The following is a 23060-nucleotide window of genomic DNA, read 5'->3' on the forward strand; positions in this document are numbered from 1 at the left end:
GTCGAGGATGGCGGAGACCTGGGTGGGGGTGTCGAACTTCTGCATCGTGCGCTCCTTCGTCGTCGTTTCTGACGTTGGAAACGCTACGTTGCGTTCATGGTCACGGCAACAGACTCGTTGCACATAATGGCGATAACACCAGGTGGGAGCGGAGAAATCGTTGCACTGGATGCAGATTTAACGCAACGAACCTCTCTCGCGCTCGTTGCAATGAATGGCGGTGAACGCTACTTACCGCCCTCGTCGGGTATGCCCGTTCCCGCGTCGGCGCACGGTGAAGACACAGGCGATCACGCCGAGGCCCCAGGCGATCAGGAGGGCACCCCACAGCGGCATGGTCACCTCCGGGACGAGAAGGCGGATCTTGACGCTCGCGCGGTTCTCGAAGATGAAGATCAGGGCGACCGCGGTGATCAGAGCGAACGGCAGGAGGCGTCGGACGCCCGGGCGGGAAAGGAACGGCGTGTGAGCCCTGTGGTCTGTGCTGGTCTCGGCCATGGAATGCCTCTCCCTCACGTTCCCCTGTTCCCAGGGTCCTCTCTCGCCACGTGGTGTGCCAACGAGAGGGGGACGCGCAGGGGCGGCGGGCGCGCTTCGCGGCCTGAGGTGTCCAGGTCGAAGGCCCGCCGCCGCGCGCGTAGCGTGGAACAGGAGGCTGGAGGGGCCGGAAGGAATGGCTATGCCCGAGCACAAGGTCGCCACGCAGGAGCAGTTCGAGGCAGCCCGGCAGGAGCTCCTCGCGGAGGAGAAGGCACTCACCCGACGCGGCGACGAGCTGGCGCGCAAGCGGCGTGAGCTTCCCTGGGTGCCGGTCGAGAAGGACTACCGCTTCGAGACCGAGAGCGGCCCCAAGGCGCTCGCGGACCTCTTCGACGGGCGCTCCCAGCTGCTCGTCTACCACTTCATGTTCGGCCCGCCGTACGAGGCCGGATGCCCGGTCTGCTCCTCGATCGCGGACACCCTCGACCCCAACGCGGTCCATCTCAGGGCCCGGGACGTGACGCTGATCTGCTCCTCGCGGGCACCGCTGGACAAGCTCCTCGCGTACCGGCGGCGGATGGGCTGGAGCTTCGACTGGGTCTCCACGGTCGGCGGCGACTTCCACCGCGACCTCGGCTTCCTCTACACCGAGGACGAGCTGCGTCCGTTCCTCGACGGTGGTGTCCCGCCGACCGTGAGCCAGATGGCGGAGGCGACGGGCACGGACGTACTCGGTTACGTCACCGAGGGGCCCGGGCTGAGCGCCTACGCGCTCTCGGACGACACCGCCTTCCGTACGTACGTCACCACGGCGCGCGGCCTCGAACCCGCCATGGCCTACTACGGCCTCCTCGACCGGACCCCGTCGGGCCGCCACGAGAAGGGCGAGGAGACCCACTGGCTGCGCCGCCACGACGAGTACGGCACCCCGCCCACCCCGCCCACCTGAAACGACTACGGCCTGCCGTACGCCGCCACCATGATGTTCAGCGCCACCTTGTTCATGTCCTGGCCCTTGGCGTCCGTGGAGTTGACGCTGTAGACGAGGGTGCGGGAACCGTCGCGGGTGGAGGCGATGGCCGCGTTGTAGCCCCAGCGACCGCCGGTCTTGCCCCACACCTCGCGGCCGCCCAGCTTCTTCATCGACAGACCCACGGAGTACGCGGCCGGGTCACCGCTCTTGAAGTCCGTCACCTTCGGCAGCGTGAACATCTCCTCCAGCAGGGGGCCGCGCACCACCCGCCCCCGGAACAGGGCCCGCGTGAACCGCTCCAGGTCCGCCGTGGTCGAGACGAGGTCACCGGCCGCCCAGCCGTCCGTCGTGCCCCACACGGACACGTCGCGCAGACCGGTGGTCCCGTCGTCCAGTCTCATCGTCTGGTAGCCGTGGTTGTGGGGGCCGACGATGCGCGGGTCCGTCCCGGGGAGGTAGGTGTCGCGCAGCCCGAGCGGCTTCAGGATCCGGCCAGTGACCTGGTGCTCGTACGAGTCGCCCGTGACGCGCTCGATCAGCAGACCGGCGATGGTGTAGCCGATGTTGAGGTAGTGCTGCCGCCCGCCCGGCGCGAACTCCCGCTCCTTCGACGTCGCCGAGCGGACCATGTCCGCGGGCTCATGGATCCGGAAGCGGTCCGCGTACCCCTCCTCGACCGTGGTCACGGGGAAGTCGGGCGCCGGGATGCCGTGCGTGTGGTTCAGCAGCTGACGGACGGTCACGTCCCCGTAGGACGCGGGGATCAGCTCCGGCAGGTATGAGCGGGCGGTGCGGTCCAGGTCCACTCTGCCCTCGGCGGCCAGCTGCAGGACGACCGCCGCCGTGAAGATTTTGGTGACGGAACCGGCGCGGAATCGGGCGGCCGGATCGGCCGGCCGGCCGCTCTCCAGGTCGTGCACGCCCGAGCTGCCCCGCCACACACCCTCGGTGCCTCCGACCCGTACCAGCGCGGCCGTCGCGTCCGCCGTCGGCAGGCACGCGATGGCGGCCTCCAGGGCCGGGCCGGGGGTCGCGGACCGCGTGGAGACGGCGGGGCACATGGGGGACGCGGGAGATGTGGTGGTCGCGGCGGCCGGCAGGACCGCCGGCCCCGTCGCGACGCCCAGGACGAGTGCGGCGGCCAGCAGCGCGCGGGTCGTGCTCTTCATGGTCAGCTCCGTAGGTGTCGGCCGTTGTTCTTGCAGGCCTCATCCTTCTGACCGGCGACTTCGCGCGGATCGCCCGCGCAGGCGGTCTTCCTCGGTCACTTCCTCACCGGCGCGGGGGAGGAAGCGAGCCGGGGCGGTCCCCCGGGTGGGGATCCCCGGCCGCGATCAGACCCGTCTCGTACGCGCAGATCACGGCCTGGATCCGGTCCCGCAGGCCGAGTTTGGCGAGCACGTTGCCGACGTGCGTCTTGACCGTGTGGTCGCTGACGACCAGCTCCGCGGCGATCTCGGCGTTCGACAAGCCCCGCGCGAGCAGCAGCAGCGTCTGGCGTTCCCGTCCGGTCAGCCCGTCCAGGCGGGGATCGGGCCGCCGTGGCCGGGCGGCGGGCCGGGTGTACTGCTCGACCAGGCGCCGCGCGACGGACGGCGCGAGCAGCGAGTCACCCCGCGCCACCACCCGTACCGCGTGAACGAGGTCGTCCCGGCGCACGTCCTTCAGCAGGAAACCGCTCGCGCCCGCGTGCAGCGCCTCGTACACGTACTCGTCGGAGTCGAAGGTCGTCAGCATCACCGTCCGGCAGTCGCCCTCCGCACTGATCGCCCGGCAGGCCTCGATGCCGTCCACGCGGGGCATCCGGATGTCGAGCAGGGCCACATCGGGCCCGTGCCGCCGCACCGCCTCGACCGCGTCGGCCCCGTCGCCCGCCTCCGCGACCACCTCGATGTCCGGCTGGACGTCCAGGATCATCGCGAAGCCGCTGCGCACCAGCTCCTGGTCGTCGGCCACCACCACTCGGATCGTCAACGCGCCACCCCCGCCGCGGACGGTACCGGGATACGGACCCGGACCGCGAAGCCCCGGCCGTCCGGGCCCTGCCCGGTGACCGCCGTACCGCCGAGCGCCGCCGCGCGTTCGCGGATCCCGACGAGTCCGTGGCCGCCGCCCGGACCGGACCGCGGGCCGCGTCCGTCGTCCACCACCTCGACGCACAAGTCGCCCTCCGCGTGGGTGAGTCGTACGGACACGGTACGGGCGGCCGCGTGCTTGACCGTGTTCGTCAGCGCCTCCTGGACGATCCGGAAGACGGTGGCCCCGATCGCGTCCGGCACCTCAGGCACGTCCGGCACCTCAGGCACGTCCGGCGCGCCCGGCCGTGGCCGCGTGACCCCCGTCGTCCCGTACGCGACGTCGAGACCACTGGCCCGTATCCGGTCGAGGAGACCGGGCAGGTCCGGCAGGCCCGGCTGCGGCTCGCGCGGGGCGCCTCCGGGCTCGTCGCCCGCACGCAGCACCCCCAGCATCCGGCGCAGCTGGGTCATGGCGTCCCGGCCCGCCTCGGAGATCGCGTCGAAGGCGGCCTCCGCCCGCTCCGGAGCGGTACGCACCGCCACCGGCCCGGCCTCCGCCTGCACGATCATCAGGCTCACCGCGTGGGAGAGGATGTCGTGCATCTCCCGTGCGATCCGGGCCCGTTCGCGTGCGGCGGCCTGCTCCGCCTCGATCCGGTTCGCCCGGCGGCGGGCGTCGGTCAGCCGCCCGAAGACGTAGGCCGCCGCGAACACGAACAAGGAGAAGGTCAGTTCACGCGCCGACCGGGTGTTGAGCCACACCGACGTGGGGATGGCGACCAGCAGCAGGAGCACGGCGGCCAGCCGTTTGGACGGCGCCGACAGCTCGGCGATCGTGTAGACGATGACGAGCCCGGTGTACGGCAGCGGTTGGCCGGGCCCCTCCAGGACCAGCTCGTACAGCGCGCCGGCCGCGAAGATCACGAGCAGGACGGCGACCGGAGCGCGCCGCCGCCAGACCAGGGGGATCACGGTGAGCGTGGTCAGCCCGTATGCGGGCCAGGTCGCCGGCGGGAGTTCCGCGGGGCGCGGCACCACGAACGGCATCGTCATCGCCGCCTGGACCAGGAGGGCGATCCCGATGTCGACCAGGAGGGGGTTGGCCGTCCCCAGCGCCCGGCACCGGTGCGACCACTCCCGCGCGTACCCGCGTACGGTCCACGGCGTGCTCACCCGAAGTCCCCCTGGCTCAGGTCCTGTTCCGGCCCGAACCGGAATCGCGACGCCACACCGTAACAAGGGCGATCTCCCCGGATGGGCCGCATGCCGGGGTCGTACGGACGGGTTCAGCGCACCGGGAAGCCGAAGGAGCGGCCCTGCTGCCTGAGCCGGGGGAGGATCCGGCGCAGGGCCTCGACGGTCTGGGAGCGGTCGCCTCCCGCGTCGTGGAAGAGGAGCGTCGGCCCGTTGGGAACCTCCCGCTCGACGGTGGCGACGATGGCGTCCGTGCCCGGCCGCTCGAAGTCCTTGGAGTCCACGTTCCAGCCCAGCGGGCGCATGCCCCGGGAGGCGGCCAGCTTGCGGCTGTAGGGGGTGAAGGCGCCGCCGGGCGCCCGGTAGTACATCGGCCGTACGCCCCCGGACGCCTCGGTGATCATGCGTTCGGCGTCGAGGATCTGCCGCGACTGGTAGGCCTCGCTCTTCTTGTCCATGGCGGTGTCGTGCGACACCGAGTGGTCGCAGAGCCGGTGCCCGGCCGCGACCACCTTCTTCACGAGGTCCGGGTGGGCCTTCGCCTGCGTCCCCACCATGCAGAACGTGGCCTTCACCCCGTACTCCCGCAGCACCTCGAGCACCGCAGGGGTCCACACGGGGTCGGGGCCGTCGTCGATGGTGATGTTGACGCCGCGCGCTCCCTGGTCCGAGGCGTGCGCGATGGTCACGGCGACCGGCTTGACGCCACCACCCGCCGGGGCCGAGGCGCCTGCCTTCGGCGACGAGCCGCCCACGCCGTCGGCCTGCGCGGTCCACACCGAGGCACCGGCGGCGAGCATCGTCACCCCGAGCGCCGCCCCGACCAGCTTGCCGTACCAGCCCCGCCCGCCGCCGTGCCGTGCCATGTCCGCCCCGCTTCCCGCAGTTACCCGCCGACCGCCTGGTCGCCCTCCGACCACCAGACAGGACGAGGGGCGAAGCCCCCGGGATGCGTCCGTTACCGATTGCGGACAATTCCGGGGGAGTTCCCCGACATGACCGGTCCCTGGCACAGCTTGATGACAGGTTCTGCCAAGAACTGGCCAAACGAAGGGCGTTTGTCGGCCACCGCTGATCGGGTCTCTCACGACGGCTGAATCAAAGCCCGTTCAGGAGGATCTGGTGTCAGCACCAACCCACAAGAGACGGTGGCTCACGATCTGCGCCATCGCCGCATCCGCCGCACTGGTCGCGACACCCGCGGGTGCCGCGCCGGGCAAGAGCAAGAGACCTTTCGGAGCGAGAACACTCGCCCAACTCGCCGCCGCACGCGAGCGGTCCGTCGGCGCCGTCAGTCCCAAGGTGCAGGCCGAGGACGACGACGACGGCAACGAGGCCGATGAGATAGCCGAGGGCGCGGACCAGTACGCCGAGGCCCGCACCTCACCCGGCGTCGTCGCACCCGGCGCCTACGGCGCCGCCTGGGCCGACCTGAGCAAGCTGCGCGGTGCCGGAGGCAGTTGGCGCAACGTCACCGACCTGCCCTACAACTCCGACGACTCCCGCTACCGCGACATCGACTCCAACTCCAGCGGCGGCTCCGGCTACGTGACCGGCCGCATGGCCGCGATCGCCGCCGACAACGACGGATACGTCTACGGGGGCAGCGCCGGCGGCGGCGTATGGCGGTCCGCGAAGGGCGGCGGGCACTGGAAGCCCATCAGCGACAAGCTGCCCTCGCAGTCCACCGGCGCGCTCGCGCTCGACGGCGCCGGACGGCTGTGGCTGGGCACCGGCGAGGCGAGCACCAACGCGGACGCCTATCTCGGAAGCGGCGTATACGTCCTGTCCGACCCGCACCACGGGACCTTCTCCTCGCGCAGCCGGGTCGGCGGTGACGAGCTGGAGTCCACGACCATCCACGAACTGCGCTTCGGCGGCGGCAAGGTGTGGGCCGCGACCAGCGAGGGTGTGTGGAGCCACTCCACGAAGACGCTGAAGGGCGCCTGGAAACTGGAGTACGCACCCAACCCGGATTACCTGCCCGGCGGTTCGAAGGCCGACGACCCCGACGCCGCGTACAAGAACATCGCCAACGACATCGCGATCGACCCGAAGGACCCGAGCAGGGTCGTGCTCGCGGTCGGCTGGCGCAGCGGCGACGACTACAACGGCTTCTACACCCGGGTCGGCGGCACCTGGACCCGCGTCACCAGCGGTTTCGGTGACCTGCCGACCGACGCGGACGACGTCGGCAACGTCACCTTCGCCCGCTCCGCCGACGGCTCCCGCTACTACGCCATCGACCAGTCGCCGGAGCAGCTGAACACCAACCCGGACAGCGGACTGGAGGGCATCTACAGCGCCGCCTCGCCGTTCGGGCCCTGGACGAAGATCGCCGACTACAAGGGCCTGGCCGCCGACGGCTCGGCGCTGACCTCGAGCGGGTACATGCCCGGCGTTCAGGCCTGGTACAACCAGTTCCTGACCGTCGACCCGAGCGACCCGAAGCACGTCTACGCGGGCCTGGAGGAGGTCTACGAGACCAAGGACGGCGGCAGCACCTGGTCGACCGTCGGCCCGTACTGGAACTTCGGCTTCGCCTGCTGGAGCATCGACCCGGCCAAGCAGACCGGCGACTGCAACCAGACCCCCCACTCCGACCAGCACGGCGTCGCGATCGGCCGTTACCACGGCAAGAGCTTCGTGTACGTCGGCAACGACGGCGGCGTCTACAAGCGCCCGGTCAACGGCTCCCAGGACGCCTCCGGGCACGCCACCGACTGGACCTCTCTCAACGACGGCACCATCGACACCCTCCAGTACTACTCGGTCGGCGTGGGCAAGGACCTCGACCACGGCGGTGTCTCCGTCACCGGCGGCCTCCAGGACAACGGCCAGTCCATCCTGCGCGGCAATGACAAGGTCATGGGCTCCAACTTCGGCGGCGACGGCGGCGACACGCTCACCGACCCGGCCAACGGATGCCACATCGCCGAGGAGTACGTGTACCTCGCGATCCAGGTGACCCAGAACTGCGCGGTCAACGACGGCAGTTGGACCACCGATTCCACCAAGGCCACCTCGTACGGCGTCGCCCCGGCGGACAACGCCACCGGCGAGGCCCGCTTCATCGCCCCGCTCGCCGCCGACCTGAAGAACAGCTCGACGTGGATCGCGGGAGGCCGGCACATCTGGGTGCAGACCCACGGCTACGCCATCCGCAGCGGCGACGAATGGAAGAGCGTGTACGACCTCGGCGCCGGCCGCACCGCGACCGCCGTGGCCGCCTCGGGCGGCAAGGTCTACGCGGCCTGGTGCGGACCCTGCAACGAGGAGGGCTTCGCGCGCGGCATCTCCGTCGGCAACGCGGACGGCACCGGCTGGCACGACATCACCCTGCCCACCACGGGTGCGGACGGCACCGTGCCCAACCGCTATCTCAGCGGCTTCGCCGTCGACCCGAAGAACGCCAACCACGTCTTCCTCGCCGTCAACGGCTTCTCCCGGCACTGGACCGAGGGCCCCGGCGCCGGCATCGGCCACGTCTTCGAGTCCACCGACGGCGGCACCACCTGGAAGGACATCTCGGCCAACCTGCCCGACGTGCCGACCGACTCCGCCGTCGTCACCGCGAACGGCGGCCTCGCCGTCGCCACCGACCTGGGCGTCGTCTACCGCGCCCCGGGCCACACCAAGTGGCAGCGCGTCGGCAACCTCCCGGCCGTCGCCGTGCTCCAGCTGAAGCTGAGCCCCGACGGCAGCACCCTGTACGCGGCCACCCACGGCCGCGGCATCTACACCGTCAGGGCGCGCGACCTCGGCTGACGCCCGTCGTGCGGTGAGGTGAGGGGTGATTCCGGCTTCCCGGGGTCACCCCTCCCGTGCGTACGGGGGCTCCGTCGTCGCTCTCGTGGAACGCCGGGGCGGCTACCAGACGAGGGCGTCGGCGGGGTTGTCCTGCCAGTAGGTGACGGCGGCGGCGCTGTTGAAGAAGATGCCGCCGTTGGGCAGCTTCAGGGTCTTCTCCTTGTTGGTCGCGCCGCCGTTCCTGTCGGCGAGGATGACGCCCAGGGTCTTCTCCGTGCCGCCCCCTTCACCGTCGACGGATGACGTCAGGATGCCCGCGTACGCCGACTGGCCGGGCTTGAGCGTCACCACGGACTGCGGGGTGCTGTCCTCGACCCACGCCACCGGGGCCTGGGCGTCGGCGCCGGCCCTCAGGAAGGGGGCGCTGTAGGCGTAGCAGGGCTTGGTGCCCGTGTTGGTGGCCTTGAGGAGGAGGTGGTTGATCGGGCGCGTCGCCTCGGTGACGGTCAGCTCGGTGTTCGCCGCGGTGCAGGTGACGACCGACGCCTCCTTCGTGGCGGCGGAAGCGGTCTGCGCGGCGGCCTGGATGCCGACGAGCGAGAGGGCGGCGGCGACGACCATGGAGGAGGCGGCCGTGCGGGAGAAGGAACGAGTGGCGATACGCATGAATAAGCTGCTTTCTCTGAACAAGAGGAAGACCGCGGACGAACGCGCCCGAAGCGCGGTCCGCGCAAGCGGAGTTGAGCGGGGCCGATCACCGTGTCCGGCGAGGCGCCGTGCTTGGATGACCCAAGCCTGTGCCACGCGGTGTCCCATCCGCCATTCCAGCGGGAATTTTGGGACGCTGGGATGCGCGAACAGGCTCTGAGCTGGGGGAACAGGACCTCTCTGGGATGCGGAACGGAATGGAGGACCGGTGGGGGCGGCTGAGGAGATTGCTGATTTCGCCGCGTTGCTGCGCGAGTTGAAGCAGCGATCAGGGCTGAGTTACGAGGCGCTGGCGAAGCGGGCGCACATGAGCACCTCGACGCTGCACCGGTACTGCAAGGGGGAAGGAGTGCCGGCCGACAACGCGGCCGTCTCCCGTTTCGGCCGGGTGTGCAAGGCCACTCCCGAGGAACTGGTCGAGTTGCACCGGCGCTGGGTCCTGGCGGACGCGGCACGGGAACGCGCCCGGCGGGCCGCGCAGGCACCCGCGGACCACCCGCAGCCGGAGACCGCGTCGGACACCCCGCCCCCGCCCGCGGCGCCGACCGCGTCCGTACCCGGGGACCCTCCCGGGCCCGTCGCCGAACCGTCGCCCGAGGCGGCTGTCCTCGCTCGCCGCACGCCGACGTTCCCGCGGACCGCCCGCAGGCGGTGGGCCCTGATCGCGGCGGGCACCGCCGTCGTCGTCGCCGTGTGCACCGCGCTCACGGTCGACCTGAAGGGCCGGGGGACGGACCTGGCGGAGAACGGCCGGTCGGCCGGCGCCGCGACCTCCTCCGGGCAGCCGGGCGCCGCCGCCTCCACGCCGCACCCCTCGGCGTCCCCGTCCCCCTCCGTGCGTCCGAGCCGCTCCCCGTCCCCGACCCGCCCCAAGCCCGACGCCGAGCCGTTACCGCGGAGCCCTGACACGTCGGCGCACCGCCCTGACACGGGCCGTGCCCGGGACGGTGACGCGGTCCCGCTCACGGTGAGCACCCGCACGTACGCCTGGGACGACCCGCAGTGCGAGGGGAAGTACCTGATCGACCGGCCTCCCGGCGAGGTCTCGCCGCCGGTGATGGGGCAGGACGTGCCGGGCTGGGTGAAGGCGCACGGCGCCATCGCCGCCGACGGGCAGCGGGTGGCGCTGACCGTCCAGGGCGCCGGGGACGAGACCGTCGTCATCGAGTCCCTGCACGTCCGTGTGGTCGACTCGAGCGCGCCCCCGGCCTGGAACGCCTACGAGGGGTCGTCGGGCTGCGGCGGGGGTGTCGAGACGAGGTCGTTCGGCACGGACCTCGACGCCGTTCATCCCACCATCGTGCCGAAGGCCGGCCAGCGCGGTGTCCCCTACAAGGTCAGCCGGTCCGACCCCGAGGTGCTGTACATCACCGCCCATGCCAAGGCAAACGACGTGCACTGGTACGTGGAGTTGCAGTGGTCCAGCGGCGGCCGCCAGGGAACCGTCCGGATCGACGACCACGGCAAGCCGTTCCGCACCAGCGGCAGCCAGGGCCGTCCCGTCTACGAGTACCCGGTCGGCGGTCCCGAGTGGTACGAAGTGGCGCAGAACTGATCTCCGGGTCCCGGCAAGATCCTCACCGAGGCGCCGCGCCCCGCTGATGTGGGCGAAGCGGGCCCAAGTGTTATTGAATGAAATGTGCGGTCAGGAATCCCGGGACCCTGTCGCCCGGGTTACGGCACGGCCCCGGCGCTGTGCCGGGGCTGGCGAGCGAGCTGAGAGAGCCGCATGGACTCCACATCCTCCCCCTCCTCTCCGTCGCCGTTCGACATGGTGAGCAGCGCCTTGGGACAGTACATCCCGCGCGGCGGAGCGGCGGCGGCCGCCGGTTCTGCCCGCGCGCAGGGCGACCGCACCGTCGGCCGGCCCGTACCCGCGCACCCGCTGGGCGGCCCTCAGGAGCAGATCCTCGGCGCGGTCAACCTGGACCGGGACCTGAGGATCACCCGCTGCAATCTGGAGGCCCCCGTCTTCACGGGAGTGGAGGCCACGATCGGGAGCACTTTCGTCGATCTTCTGCCTCGCGGGGACGTACCGACGGTCACACGGCGGTTGCGGCAGGTCCTCGAGACCGGTGAGCCGCACGTCGCCCGGGTCCAGCGCCTGCGGCGCGGCGACGGGTCGGAGCTGGTGGTCTCGATGAGCATCCTGGCCGCCGCGGCGCCCCAGGAGGGCCTGACCGTCACCCTGATCGCCATGGCCAGGAGGCTGCACCTGTACGCCGCCGAGACGGCGATCGGCACCTCGCTGGACATCGGCGAGACCGCGCGGTCGCTGGCGGAGTCCCTGCTGGCCTGGGGGGAGGTGGCCGCCATCGACCTCGATTTCGCCGTGTGGACGGGCGAGGCGGTCACCGAGCAGCCGCAGGGCCGCATCCGGCTGCGGCGGGCGGCCCTGGTTCCGGACCGGGCGTGGCCCGACGGTTACGTGACTCCGGGCGACGATCTTCCCGCCGATGCGAGCCGCCTGCTGTCGCAAGCGGTCCTGCGTGACGATGCCGCGCAGGCCATCGTCATACCCGGCCGGGAGGTGATCGAGCGGGTACTCGGCAGCCCGCGGCTGGTACGGGCCCTGGTGCCCGGGGACCGGGCGGCGGGGGTGGCGTGCATACCGCTGGTCCTGGACGGCGTGCCGCCCGTCGTGCTGGGCGTGGCGGAGGTCTGGCGGCGGGCGGACCGCCCCTTCGACGACAGCGAGCTGATCGACCTGCAGGAACTGGTGGCGAGGACCTCTCACCATGTCGACCTGGCCCGTCAGCACCAGCGCGAGCACACCCAGGTGCTGGCGTTGCAGCGCCGACTGCTGCCCCGGACCGGTGGCGACACCATCGAGACCGCCAGCGTGTATCAGCCCGCCACCCCCGACAGCGCGGGAGTCGGCGGGGACTGGGTGAACAGCTTCCCGCTGCCGGACGGCCGTACCGCGCTGGTGGTCGGGGACGTCGTCGGGCACGGTCTGGGAGCCGCGGCCACCATGGGGCAGCTGAGCATGGAGGCGCGCGCGCTGCTGTCCGCGGGGCTGGCGCCCGACGAGGTGCTGGAGCACCTGGACGAGACCGTGACGCTGCTGGACGACGCGGAGTCGGGTCTCGCGGCCGGTTACAGCGCCCTCGGGTCGAGCTGCTGCATCGCCGTCTACGACCCGGTCAGCCACCAGGTGGCGCTGTCCAGCGCCGGCCACCTGCCTCCGGTCCTGGTGCCCCCGGAGGGACCCGCCGGTCCGGTCGCGGTCAGCCCTCACCCCGGGCTGGGCGCCGAGTTCGCGCTGCGGGAGCCGTTCGACGTGCACGTGTTCGCCGCACCCCCGGGCACCCTCCTCGCCCTCTACACCGACGGCCTGGTGGAGGATCCCGCCGTGTCGATCGACGACGGCATCGGCAGGCTGGCGGACGCCTTGTCCGCGGTGCACCCGTGGGACGCCCTGCAGCAGGCCGCGCGGCGCGTGGTCTCCGCGCTGGCGCCCGGCCGCCGGCGCGACGACGTGACCCTGCTGCTCGCGCGCATGATCGGCTACCGCAAGGAGGACACCGCGACCTGGCGTCTGCCGGCCCGCGACGACGCGGCCGCCCGGGCCCGCACGCTGGTCTCCGCGCTGCTGGGGCAGTGGCACATCAGGGACGGCACCCGGGACAGCGTGCTGCTGGTGGTCGACGAGCTGGTCGCCAACGCGGTCCGCTTCGCCGCCGGACCCATCACCGTACGGCTGATCAGGACCGGCCACGGGCTGCTGTGCGAGGTGGGCGACACCGGCAACGGCAGGCCGCGGCTGGGCCACACCGAGCTCTTCGACGACGGTGGCCGCGGGTTGCACGTCGTGCACGGGCTCAGCACCCGGTGGGGGGTGCGGTGGACGGACACCGGCAAGGTGGTCTGGGCGGCAGTCGCGAGGTGACGCGGCCGCCGGTGGGCCGGGCTGCACGACGGCCGGTTCGGGCGGTGGGAGCCCGCCCTACAGCCACTCCCCTTCCAGGGCGGTGGCCGTGAGGCCCGGGGCCGCCGCGTACAGCACGGCACGGCTGCCCGGCTCCTGGCCGGCGTCGTGCGCCCTGCGCAGGATGTCGAACACGGCGGCGCCTCCGCGGTTGCCGCTGGTGTAGCTGTCCCGGCTGTGGTCCAGCAGCCCCGACGGCCACCCGTCGGGCATCGTCTGCTCCATGTACTCCAGCACCCGGGTCCCGCCGGGGTGCGCGAGCAGCACATCGGGGTGCCAGCTGTCGGGGTCGTCCCGGTACCGGGCGGCCAGCCATTCCCACATCGCGGTGACCGTCGCCTGCACGGCGCGCGGCCCGCGCCGGTCCATCACGAAGTGGGCGCCGTCCGCCCGTGTCTCCAGGCGGTGCAGGTCCTGGGTGCCGGGCAGCGTGTGGTGCCAGGCGGCGTCCAGCCGCAGCACCGACTCGGGTCTCGGGCGGCCCGTGACCACCGCGGCCACCGCGGTGTCCGCGAACAGCAACCGGACGATCAAGGACTCCAGGGTGTCGTCCGCGGGCTGGTAGGTCGTGCTCAGTGCCTCCGAGATCACGACCAGGACCACCCGGTCGGGGTCCGCGGCCACGAGATCCGCCGCCAGCGCCAGGGAGCGGGTCCCGGCGATGCAGGCCCACTGCGTGGCCGGCAGCAGCATCACGTCGTTGCGCAGCGGGAGTTGATCGGCCAGGGCGACGTCCAGCCCCGGCAGCGCCGGGGTGGTGGAGTGACTGGTGATCAAGCAGTCGACGTCCGTGGTGTCCAGCCCGGCGATCTGAAGGGCCCCGCGCGCGGCATGCTCCCCGTAGGACCGCACGGCCGCCCAGGCGGGTGCGGTGCGCTCCTGGACGGTCTGCGGCGCGGGTATCGCCTCCAGGGTGGCGATCACGCGGTCCACGTCCGGCTCGGTGAACCCGTCGCGGGCCAGTGCTTCTCGGGCCGGCCCGATGAGGCCGGCCCGCAGGTCGCTCCCGTCGCCGGGCGCGACGGCGGTCTCCAGCGGCAGCATCCACCCGCGGGTCGCGATGCCGGTACTGGCCGCGATGCCGTCGATCCGCGGTGCCCACGCCGCGTGCGGGTGCCGGCCGCGCACCTCCGCCACGATCCGGCTGGTCTCCACGGGGTGCTTGCCGTGTATGACGGCAGGAGGGCACAGGTAAGCGGCCATGACGGGCCTTTCTACGGGAACGAGTGGGGTGTCCCGAGCATGGACGTCAAATGGACATTTGCGCTGTGATCTGGGCAACTTGGGTAGTTCTTAATGTGCGTGACACAGCGCACATTGCTCCGCAGGGCGGACAGCGAAAAGGCCCGGTCTCTGACCGGGCCTTAGATCGTGGAATTTTGGTCCCGAGTTGGCGATTTCCGGACGGAACAAGATCCAACTCTTACAGAAGGTGTCAACCCTGATCGACAATGTCAGGTAACCATGACGCGTGCTTCACCTCGTGGTGCGGCTGAGCACACCGCTCACGTTCAGGACCTCGTGGCACCCCTGTGCCCGGCGGCCGGTGGCCGGTGTGCCCGGCTTGGCACAGGTCACCTCCACGGTCACGGTGTCGTTCTCAAGGATCTTGATGGGGGTCACCCAGTGATAGTCCTGGTTGCGGAAGGTCTCCAGCGCGATCGTGGTGATCTTGCGGTCGCCGAAGGTGAGCGTCAGGATCCCCTCGTCGCCCTGGAAGTTGGCGACAACGATGTCCGTCACGGCGAACACGCTGCCCTCGGGCACCTGGTAGGTACCGGTCTTGGTCTCCCCGCCGGACGTCTGCAGGTCGATGGTCGCCGAGCTCTGCCGGCCGCCACCGGCCGACGTACCGTCACCGGTCGACGTGCCGTCACCGGTCGAGCTGCCGGCGTCGGCCGAGCTGCCGTCACCGCCCGTTCCGTTCGGCGCACCAGCCCCCCGGTCGCCGGGCCGGGCGTTCGAACCGGCGCCGGAACCGGTGCCCGGAGACTGTCCCGCCTGGTCCCCACCCGGCGTGGGACGCGGCTGGACCGCCTCGGTGGCCGCTTCCTTGGCGGCACTGCGCACCGCGGGACGTACCAGGGTGAACCAGGCGAGCAACAGCGCGAGCAGCGCCGCCAGCGCCGCGAGCAGCCACTTCGGGAAGACCGGGATCTGGACGAACTCCGCGTCCAGCGGCGCCCGGACGGTGTCGGCGTCCCGTTGTGTCCTCTCCTCGTCACCGGTTTCGGCGGTGTCCACGGTGAACGGCCACACCACGGGCGCGCCGAACCACACCGGCTTGCCCGTGCGGACGCGCAGTCCGACCTCCGCGGACTCGCCCGGCTCCAGCTTCTGCTCCGCGGGGCTGAAGGCGAAGGCCAGTTCCTCACCGGCCTGGCCGGGGGTGAAGCCCACCTGCACCGGGGTGTTGCCCTGGTTGCGGACCGCAAGCCGGTAACGGCCGCGAAGCCAGCCGCGCCGGCGGCGCGGGGCCAGCTCGGTGTGCAGCTCGCGGAACTCCTCGACGTGCACGGTGGTTTCGAGGACCCGCACCGCCTCGGGGTGCTCGGCCGGCAGGACCCGCACGCCGAGGGGCACCTCACCGGCCCGGACCTCCGGAGAACGGGGCGGCTCCAGACGGATCGTCACCGTCTCGGAGGTGCCCGGATAGAGGGAGACCCTCGGCGGTTCCACGGTGGCCCAGGCGGCGCAGGCCCCTACGACCTCCAGGCTGTACGCCTCGACGATGTCGCTGTCGTTGCGGACGGTCAGACTGGTCGTGGCGGTGCCACCCGGCGCCACGGTCACTTCCGGAATGTCGAGACCGGGCGCACCGGGACGGGAAGAGGCTGCAGAAGGCGTCACGCCGCCACCGTAGGACCGTGTCCGGACAGTCACGAGAAGCGCGAGGGCAATGTCCGGGCAGCCACGGTGCCCCGGAGGTCAAGGACGACTCTCCCGCGTCGGTGAGCCGTCGACACGGCCCATCACCCCGCGTGCGCCGCCTTCGGGTGGTCACCCGCGCCCGCAACTCCCCACGAACGCCCCACGATCACCCTACGAACACATGAAACAGGTGTGCCCCTGATGTCCAGCACAGAGAAGACCGGACCGGCCATGTCCGCCGCCACGACCTCACGTGTGCCCACTTCGGCCTGGGCCATGCACAGGACATCCCGCTCCGATCGCCAGGACCGAGTGACCGTGGCCGTCTACGCCGCTGATCCGGTCCTGCGCCTGGGAGTGGTCCAGCAGTTACGCCAGCGCCCCGAGGTCGAGCTGCTCGCCGACACCGACGCGGAGGGAGCACTGGTGTCGCTGGTGGTGGTGGACCACGTCGACGACGACGTGGCGGCCCTGCTGCACCGGCTGCGGCACAACACCGCCACCCGCACGGGCCTCGTGGTCGCCACCCTCGGCTCCGGCGCGCTGCAACGCGTCATCGAGTGCGGTGTGGCGGCGGTGCTGCGCCGCGCCGAGGCCGACCAGGATCAACTCCTCCACCTGGTCCTTGCCATAGCCAACGGCGAGGGCGTGCTGCCCGGGGACCTGCTCGGCAAGCTCCTCGCCCACGTGGGCGGCTCCCAGCGCTCGGCGCTCGACCCGCGGGGCCTGTCCCTGTCCACGCTGACCACGCGCGAGGCGGACATGCTGCGCATGGTGTCGGAGGGCCTGGACACCGCGGAGATCGCCCGCAAGACCGCGTACTCCGAACGGACCGTCAAGAACGTCCTGCACGAGGTCATCACACGGCTGCAACTGCGCAACAGGGCCCACGCGGTCGGCTACGCGCTGCGCAACGGTCTGATCTGACCCGCCGCTCCGCGACGGCCGGGAACCGGGACTGCCCGAAAGCACACCGCACGCTTCCCCCGGATCTGGCCCCGCCGCCCTGCCGCGCCCCGCGCGCCGCGGCGCAGGGTGGGCGGGGCACATCCTGGTGCCGCAGCAGAACGCGAGGGGGACCGTGATGGGAACCGCTGGGCCCGGCGGGCGGTACCGCCTGGGGAGGCTCGGCACGTCGGTGCTGCTGCTGATCCCGCTGCTCGGCGTGACGGCGGCCTCCGGGCAGGGCAGCGCCGAACCCCGGGCGCGGGTGACCGACGCCGCGGAGACCCGGGTCGCGTACGCCGGTACCCGGCACCGCAGTCTCGGCGAGGTCTCCGCCACCAACTCCAGCACACCGCTGTTCGGCGCGGGCCCGGCCCACTTCGACGTCCAGCCGTCCGCCCTGGGCGACCAACTGGTCTTCGCGAGCCGCCGGGACGAGAAGTCCCCGCAGATCTACCTGCGGTCCGCCGACGGTTCCGTGCGCCGCCTCACCCGGGGCATGGACGCGGCGCACCCGCGGCTCACGCCGGACGGCCGGGCCGTGGTGTTCGACTCGGCAGGATCCGGCGGCCCGGGCGGCGGGCCGCAGCGCGATGTGTGGCTGGTGCGCACCGACGGCACCGGCCTGACCCGGCTGACCGACACCCCCGCCGACGAGGAGTGCCCGACGGTGTCCCCGGACGGCGGGCGCCTGGCGTACTCCAGCGACAGCGATCCGTCGGCCGGACAGCAGATCTACGTACGGCCGCTGGCCGGCGGCACCGCCACCCGGGTCACCGACCCGGCGAACGGCGCGGCGACCGAACCGGTGTGGAACCCGGTCGACGACAACGCGCACCGGGACCTCATCGCGTACACCGCCACCGCCGACGGGCAGAACGGGCCCCGGCTGCGCGTGACGGACGGGACCGACGGGAGCACCGACGGGCCGCTGCTCGGGGGCGCGCAGGCGGAGTGGCGTGCCCACGGGGCGGCGTGGCTGCCCGACGGGAACGGGGTGCTGTTCCTGAGCCCCGAGATCACCTGTGAGTGCGAGGGCGACTGGGACCATGTGTTCCGGACGCCGGCCCACTCCACCGGCACTCCCTCGCTGGTGCTCAACGAGGACCGGGAGGTCCTCTCGCCCACCTGGCTCGGCCCGCTCGACGGCGGCGGTGTCGTGGTGGAGCGCACCTCGGCGTCCGGCCCGCACGTGGTGACGCTGCAGGACGTCCGCACGGACGGGGCCGATCCCCGCGACCTGGGGCGGACGGTCCTGAACGAGGACCCGGCGGCCGACACCAACACCGATCCCGCCAAGGACCCGCTGTTCCAGCCCTCGTCCGGCCACGACCCGTGGACCGAGCGGCAGAACTACACGCCGGACGGCCGCCGGATCGTGGTGACCCGCTTCGAGGACGACGACGGCCGGAGGATCGAGCGGATCTGGATGGCGGACGCCGACGGGACCGGCGAGGCGCCCCTGCCGCTCGCGGGACGCGGTCCGAACGACTGGGACACCGACCCGACGTTCTCCCCGGACGGAAAGTACCTCGCCTTCACCCGGACCTCGCCGGGCGGCGTGGGCGACGCCGCGGGACCCAGCCGCATCCTCATCGCGGACGTGGCCACCGGCGCGATCACCGGCCGGATCATCCCGCCGGGCGGGCAACTCCAGGGCGAGGACGCCCAGCCCACCTGGTCCTCCGACGGCACCACCCTGGCCTTCACCCGCAACCAGGTGATCGACGGGGGCGGCGGCAACAAGCACATCTGGACCGTGCCCGTGAACGACCTGGGCCGGCAGCGCGACCTGAGCGCCGCGAACTGCCCGGGCGACTGCGCGGTCATCGACGACAGTCCGGCGTTCTCCCCGGACGGCCGGAGCATCGCCTTCAACCGCAAGAACGGCGGCGGCAGGATCGACGAACGGAACGGCATCCTCCTGACGTCCCCGTCGGGTGGCGAGTGCCGGGTGCTGCTGCCCGCCGCCGCCCGGAACCTGCCCGGCGCCTGCCGCCGGGAGCTGCCGGACACCTCTCGGACCGGCCCCCACCAGCCGCGGGACGCCGCCTGGACGGCCGACGGTACGGGCCTGGTGTTCAGCTCCCGTGCCGGGCTCGCGGTCAACAGCCCCGAGAAACTGCACATCCTGGACCTCGCGTCCGGTGACCTCACCCCCCTCACCACCGGACTCCCGGGCCGCCAGAAGGAACCCGGCGTCCAGCAGTCCGTGGACCTCGCGGTCCAGGCACCCGGCACCGCCCCCGAGGTCACCGTCGGCCGTTCCACCACGGTCCGCGTCGACATCGTGAACAACGGCCCCGCCGCCTCCCCCGGCACCCGGCTGACCATCGCCCCGCCGCCCGGCGTACGGATCACGCGGCTGACCCGGCCCGGGGGCACCTGCGACGCCGCGTCCCTCCAGTGCGACGTCGGCGTGGTGCCGCCCGGCACCACCGTCCCGGTGGACGTCACCCTCACCGGCGTCACCCCCGGCGACGCGCCGGTCGACTGGTCGGTCACCGGTACGGTCCTGGACCCGCGACCCAGTGACAACGCCGGCCGGACCGTGGTGCCGGTGCGCGAGGCCACGCCGCCGCCGACGACACCGCCGCCCACTCCCGTACCGCCCACTCCCGTACCGCCGACCCCGGTGCCGCCCACTCCCGTACCGCCGACCCCGGTGCCGCCCACCCCCGTGCCGCCCACCGCCGTGCCCCCGGAGCCGGACGCGCCCGAGGCCGGGCCCGGAGTGCGCGTCACGGCCCAGCCGAACCCCGGCTACGTCGGCGGACGCGTCGTGGTGACGTACACCGTGCGCAACGGCCGCAACGCACTGGCGACCGGGCTGCGACTGCGTATCGGCCTGCCCAAGGGCATCCCGGACAACGGGCCGCCGCCGGGCTGCGACGCCTCCCGGGTGTGCGCGCTGCCGGACCTGGAACCGGGCGCGAGCACTGTCGTCCGGGTCGTCCTGAGCCCGAAGAAGGCGCTGACCGGGCGCGTCACCGGCAAGCTCACCACCACCGGGACGGACGCCGACCGGAGCGACAACAGCGCCCGCAAACGGCTGCGCGTCCTCCAGCCGCGCATCATCGCCGTGCCGGACATCGGCAAGCCCGGGTTCGTCACCTCCGTGCGCGGCAAGGACTTCCCGCCGGGAGTGCCGGTGCGGTTCACCTGGAAGCCGGGGATCACCGCGGCGGCGGCACCGACCGTGCCCAAGCCCGACGGCACGTTCATCGGCCAGCTGCTCATCCTCGCCAAGGACCAGACCGGGCCACGCGTCATCAGCGCCAAGGGCCCCGGATTCTCACCGGTGAAGACCGACTTCCTGGTGGTCAGCGGCACCGTGCAGCCGCCCGACACGGTGACCCGCCGATGATCCACGAGGTCGACGAGGGGCTGCGCCGGCTGCTCGGTGAGTCCGGTCTGGAGGCATCGGGAGTCGAGGTGGTCTTCGACGCCCCCACCCGGGACTGGGCCGCGCGCCGCAGCGCGCCGACGGTCTGCGTCTTCCTGTACGACATCCGGGAGGACGCGAGCCGGCGCGGCAGCGGCGGCGGGGAGGTGTACGACGCGGACGGGCACCTCGTGGCGCGGCGCACCCCGCCCCGCTGGTTCGAGCTGACGTATCTGGTCACGGCGTGGGCGAGCCGCCCGCAGGACGAACACCGGCTGCTCTCGCAGGTGCTCGCCTGTCTGGTGGCCACCGACACACTGCCCGCGCGGCTGCTCACCGGCACGCTCGCCGAGCTCGGCCTGACCGTGGGACTGGACACCGCCGGGGCGGGGGTCGACGCACCGGCCGCCGCCGACGTGTGGTCGGCGCTCGGCGGCGAGTTGAAGGCGTCGCTGGGAGTGCGGGTGCGGGCGCCGCTCGCCGGGGTGACCACGGCCGTCGCACCGCCGGTCACCGAAGGCCTCGTGGTGCGCTCCGCCGCCCGGCGCGAGGGCGGGGGAGCGGAGCCGGGGCGCCGACTGCGCTACACGGAGACGTCCGACCCGGGCCCGGAGGGCTTCGCCGGCCCGCGAGAACGGGGGCCGGCCCCCACCCGCCGTCGCCGTGGAGACCGCCAGCCATGACACACACCGCGGAACCAGCCGTGGCCGAGCCCCCTGCCACCGAAACCGCCGCCTCCATCGACGTAGAGCACCTGTGGATGCGGCTCCACGCGGTCGAGGAGCGGGTGCGGCACGCGGTGGCGGTGCGTCGTGCCGCCGATCCCGACCCCGACGATCCGTACCGGGGCCAGTACCTCACCCCCGAGGCGGCGGCCCGCATCCTGGACGAGCCGGGCGGCCTCGACGTACCGGCCCACGAACCCTGGCGCGCTCCGGCCGGTTCCGTCCTCGACGAACTCGCCGGGCGGTTCGGCCTGACGTCGCAGGACGTGGACCTGCTCCTGGTCGCGGTGGCGCCCGACCTGGACGCGCGGTTCGAACGGCTCTACGGCTACCTCAACGACGACCTGACGCGTCGCCGGCCCACGGTCGGGCTCGCCCTGGAGCTGTGCGGGCTCGGCGGAGCGGCGTCCGCCCGGTTCCGGCTCGCCCCCGGAGCGCCGCTGATCGAGGGCGGCCTGGTGGAGGTCACCGAGCCGGAACGGCCGCCGCTGTCCCGGGTGTTGGTGGTTCCCGACCGGGTCACCGCGCACCTGCTCGGCAGCGCGCGGCCCGACGCCCGGCTCGCCGGGGTGCTCGACGAGGCCCACGAGGACCCGACCGCCGAGGCCGCGCAGGTCCGACGGACGGCGGCCGCGGCCGGCACCGGTGTCGGCCTCGTCCACCTGCGCGGCCGGGGCGGCGACACCGCGGGGCTGGCCACCGCCGCCCTGCGCGCGGCCGGGCTGCGTCCGCTCGTCCTGGACGCGGCGGCGCTCGCCCGGCGTTCCGGCGACGTACCGGAGCTGGCGGGGGTGGCCGCACGGGAAGCCCGCCTGACCGGTGCCGGGATCGTCCTCGGCCCGCTGGAGGCGCTGCCCGCGGAACCCGCCCAACGGGCCCGGACGCTGAGCGTCCTGTGCGCGGCGCTGCGGGGGATCCCCCTGCTGACGCACGGCGCCGTCGGCTGGGACCCGGCATGGGCGGCCGACACCCCCGTCGTCCTGACCGTGCCGGCGCCTTCCCCCGAACGGCAGGCCGCGCGCTGGCGGCACGCCCTCGAACGGGCCGCCGGCTCCAAGGCGGAGCTGACCGGCGACGCCGAGGCGCTCGCCCGGGCGGTCGCCGCACACCGCCTGGACTCCGGGCAGTTGCGCCGCGCCGCCGACGTGGCGGTGCGCACGGCCGCCCTCGCGGACCGCCCGGTCCACCCCGACGATCTGCGGACCGCCGTGCGTGCCCAGAACGGCGCCGGACTCGACCGGCTCGCCCGCCGGGTGGAGCCGGGGGTCGGCTGGGACGACCTGGTGCTCCCGCCGCTCACCCACCGGCGGCTGCGCGAACTCGCGCTGCGTGCCCGCCACCGCGAGCAGGTGCTCGGACAGTGGGGCATGCGGCCCGGCGGCGGCCGGGGGCGCGGTGTGATCGCGCTGTTCGCGGGTGAGTCGGGTACCGGCAAGACCATGTCCGCCGAGGTCGTCGCGGCGGACCTGGGCATGGACCTGTACGTGGTGGACCTGTCCACAGTTGTGGACAAGTACGTCGGGGAGACCGAGAAGAACCTGGAGCGGATCTTCACCGGGGCGTCGGCCGTCAACGCCGTGCTGCTCTTCGACGAGGCCGACGCGATCTTCGGCAAGCGTTCGGAGGTGAAGGACGCGCACGACCGGCACGCCAACATCGAGTCGGCGTACCTGCTCCAGCGCATGGAGTCGTTCGACGGGATCGCGGTGCTGACCACCAACCTGCGCGCCAACCTCGACGAGGCGTTCACACGCCGCCTGGACGTGGTGGCGGACTTCCCCGTGCCCGACCCCGGCCAGCGCCTCGCCCTGTGGGAGCGCTGCCTGGGCGACCGGCTGCCCCGGGCCGGCGACCTGGACCTCGGCTTCTGCGCGGACCGCTTCGAACTGGCCGGCGGCTCGATCCGGGCCTGCGCGGTCACCGCCGCCTACCTCGCGGCGGAGTCCGGCGAGCCGCTCACCATGCGGCAGGTGGTGACGGCGGTCGCGCAGGAGTACCGCAAACTCGGACGGCTGGTCCTGGAGAGCGAGTTCGGGCCGTACCTGGCGGAGGCCACCCAAGCCTGAGGGCGCGACGTCAC

General features: G+C 72.6%; 16 protein-coding genes. 8 read left to right on the forward strand and 8 right to left on the reverse strand.

Annotated elements, in window-relative coordinates; translation table 11 throughout:
• Positions 1 to 231 precede the first annotated feature (231 nt).
• Positions 232 to 498, reverse strand: coding sequence for a LapA family protein (locus tag IG99_RS39175; protein ID WP_037682948.1), 267 nt, complete (start codon positions 496 to 498; stop codon positions 232 to 234).
• 181 nt (positions 499 to 679) lie between these two features.
• On the opposite strand from IG99_RS39175, the gene IG99_RS39180 reads away from it, so the two are divergent.
• Positions 680 to 1429, forward strand: a complete 750-nt coding sequence (locus IG99_RS39180; RefSeq protein WP_037682950.1) for a DUF899 domain-containing protein — start codon at positions 680 to 682, stop codon at positions 1427 to 1429.
• 5 nt (positions 1430 to 1434) lie between these two features.
• On the opposite strand, the gene IG99_RS39185 is transcribed toward IG99_RS39180, so the two are convergent.
• From IG99_RS39185 to IG99_RS39200, 4 genes are all read right to left on the reverse strand, one after another.
• Positions 1435 to 2622 carry a serine hydrolase domain-containing protein gene (locus IG99_RS39185; RefSeq protein ID WP_037682952.1) on the reverse strand — a complete coding sequence of 396 codons (1188 nt, stop codon included), beginning with the start codon at positions 2620 to 2622 and terminating at the stop codon, positions 1435 to 1437.
• Between the two features lie 103 nt (positions 2623 to 2725).
• On the reverse strand, positions 2726 to 3427 hold the full coding sequence (locus tag IG99_RS39190; RefSeq protein WP_037682955.1) for a response regulator: 702 nt from the start codon (positions 3425 to 3427) through the stop codon (positions 2726 to 2728).
• On the reverse strand, positions 3424 to 4644 hold the full coding sequence (locus tag IG99_RS39195) for a histidine kinase (protein WP_037682958.1): 1221 nt from the start codon (positions 4642 to 4644) through the stop codon (positions 3424 to 3426). The genes IG99_RS39190 and IG99_RS39195 overlap by 4 nt, the downstream gene beginning before the upstream one ends.
• A 113-nt stretch (positions 4645 to 4757) precedes the next feature.
• On the reverse strand, positions 4758 to 5531 hold the full coding sequence (locus tag IG99_RS39200) for a polysaccharide deacetylase family protein (protein WP_037682959.1): 774 nt from the start codon (positions 5529 to 5531) through the stop codon (positions 4758 to 4760).
• A gap of 256 nt (positions 5532 to 5787) precedes the next feature.
• Here IG99_RS39200 and IG99_RS39205 point away from each other — a divergent pair, with 256 nt between their 5' ends.
• Positions 5788 to 8433, forward strand: a complete 2646-nt coding sequence (locus IG99_RS39205) for a beta propeller repeat protein (protein WP_037682961.1) — start codon at positions 5788 to 5790, stop codon at positions 8431 to 8433.
• A gap of 102 nt (positions 8434 to 8535) precedes the next feature.
• On the opposite strand, the gene IG99_RS39210 is transcribed toward IG99_RS39205, so the two are convergent.
• A complete protein-coding gene (locus IG99_RS39210) occupies positions 8536 to 9081 on the reverse strand; it encodes a DUF4232 domain-containing protein (RefSeq protein ID WP_051866494.1) in 546 nt (181 codons plus the stop codon).
• A gap of 250 nt (positions 9082 to 9331) precedes the next feature.
• Between IG99_RS39210 and IG99_RS39215 the strand changes: the two genes are divergently transcribed.
• Together IG99_RS39215 and IG99_RS39220 are read left to right on the forward strand one after the other, a co-directional pair.
• Complete coding sequence (locus tag IG99_RS39215; protein ID WP_037682963.1) at positions 9332 to 10678, forward strand: helix-turn-helix domain-containing protein; 1347 nt, start codon at positions 9332 to 9334, stop codon at positions 10676 to 10678.
• Between the two features lie 174 nt (positions 10679 to 10852).
• The gene (locus tag IG99_RS39220) at positions 10853 to 13015 is read left to right on the forward strand and encodes an ATP-binding SpoIIE family protein phosphatase (protein WP_037682965.1); all 2163 of its coding nucleotides are present in this window, start codon (positions 10853 to 10855) and stop codon (positions 13013 to 13015) included.
• A 57-nt stretch (positions 13016 to 13072) separates the two neighbouring features.
• Here IG99_RS39220 and IG99_RS39225 read toward each other — a convergent pair whose 3' ends face one another.
• Positions 13073 to 14257, reverse strand: a complete 1185-nt coding sequence (locus tag IG99_RS39225; RefSeq protein ID WP_037682966.1) for a beta-ketoacyl-[acyl-carrier-protein] synthase family protein — start codon at positions 14255 to 14257, stop codon at positions 13073 to 13075.
• A gap of 273 nt (positions 14258 to 14530) precedes the next feature.
• Entirely contained in the window at positions 14531 to 15856 is a 1326-nt protein-coding gene (locus tag IG99_RS39230) for a COG1470 family protein (protein WP_199815709.1), read from the reverse strand.
• A gap of 345 nt (positions 15857 to 16201) precedes the next feature.
• Between IG99_RS39230 and IG99_RS39235 the strand changes: the two genes are divergently transcribed.
• From IG99_RS39235 to IG99_RS39250, 4 genes are all read left to right on the forward strand, one after another.
• Positions 16202 to 16852 (forward strand): helix-turn-helix transcriptional regulator, encoded by a 651-nt coding sequence (locus tag IG99_RS39235; protein WP_051866500.1) that lies wholly within the window; start codon positions 16202 to 16204, stop codon positions 16850 to 16852.
• 157 nt (positions 16853 to 17009) lie between these two features.
• Complete coding sequence (locus tag IG99_RS39240; protein WP_158973330.1) at positions 17010 to 20237, forward strand: DUF11 domain-containing protein; 3228 nt, start codon at positions 17010 to 17012, stop codon at positions 20235 to 20237.
• Complete coding sequence (locus tag IG99_RS39245; RefSeq protein WP_037682970.1) at positions 20234 to 20938, forward strand: Pvc16 family protein; 705 nt, start codon at positions 20234 to 20236, stop codon at positions 20936 to 20938. Before IG99_RS39240 ends, IG99_RS39245 begins: the two co-directional genes overlap by 4 nt.
• On the forward strand, positions 20935 to 23046 hold the full coding sequence (locus IG99_RS39250; protein WP_078948187.1) for an AAA family ATPase: 2112 nt from the start codon (positions 20935 to 20937) through the stop codon (positions 23044 to 23046). The genes IG99_RS39245 and IG99_RS39250 overlap by 4 nt, the downstream gene beginning before the upstream one ends.
• Positions 23047 to 23060 lie beyond the last annotated feature (14 nt).

The organism is Streptomyces griseus subsp. griseus (genome assembly GCF_000720255.1).
GTDB classification, from domain to species: domain Bacteria; phylum Actinomycetota; class Actinomycetes; order Streptomycetales; family Streptomycetaceae; genus Streptomyces; species Streptomyces griseus_I.

Bases quoted from the DNA above. Each gene is read 5' to 3' on its own strand.
- IG99_RS39225 (WP_037682966.1), bottom strand. From the start codon at position 14,257: ATGGCCGCTTACCTGTGCCCTCCTGCCGTCATACACGGCAAGCACCCC.
- IG99_RS39220 (WP_037682965.1), top strand. From the start codon at position 10,853: ATGGACTCCACATCCTCCCCCTCCTCTCCGTCGCCGTTCGACATGGTG.
- IG99_RS39240 (WP_158973330.1), top strand. From the start codon at position 17,010: ATGGGAACCGCTGGGCCCGGCGGGCGGTACCGCCTGGGGAGGCTCGGC.
- IG99_RS39185 (WP_037682952.1), bottom strand. From the start codon at position 2,622: ATGAAGAGCACGACCCGCGCGCTGCTGGCCGCCGCACTCGTCCTGGGC.
- IG99_RS39245 (WP_037682970.1), top strand. From the start codon at position 20,234: ATGATCCACGAGGTCGACGAGGGGCTGCGCCGGCTGCTCGGTGAGTCC.
- IG99_RS39200 (WP_037682959.1), bottom strand. From the start codon at position 5,531: ATGGCACGGCACGGCGGCGGGCGGGGCTGGTACGGCAAGCTGGTCGGG.
- IG99_RS39235 (WP_051866500.1), top strand. From the start codon at position 16,202: ATGCACAGGACATCCCGCTCCGATCGCCAGGACCGAGTGACCGTGGCC.
- IG99_RS39210 (WP_051866494.1), bottom strand. From the start codon at position 9,081: ATGCGTATCGCCACTCGTTCCTTCTCCCGCACGGCCGCCTCCTCCATG.
- IG99_RS39250 (WP_078948187.1), top strand. From the start codon at position 20,935: ATGACACACACCGCGGAACCAGCCGTGGCCGAGCCCCCTGCCACCGAA.
- IG99_RS39175 (WP_037682948.1), bottom strand. From the start codon at position 498: ATGGCCGAGACCAGCACAGACCACAGGGCTCACACGCCGTTCCTTTCC.
- IG99_RS39180 (WP_037682950.1), top strand. From the start codon at position 680: ATGCCCGAGCACAAGGTCGCCACGCAGGAGCAGTTCGAGGCAGCCCGG.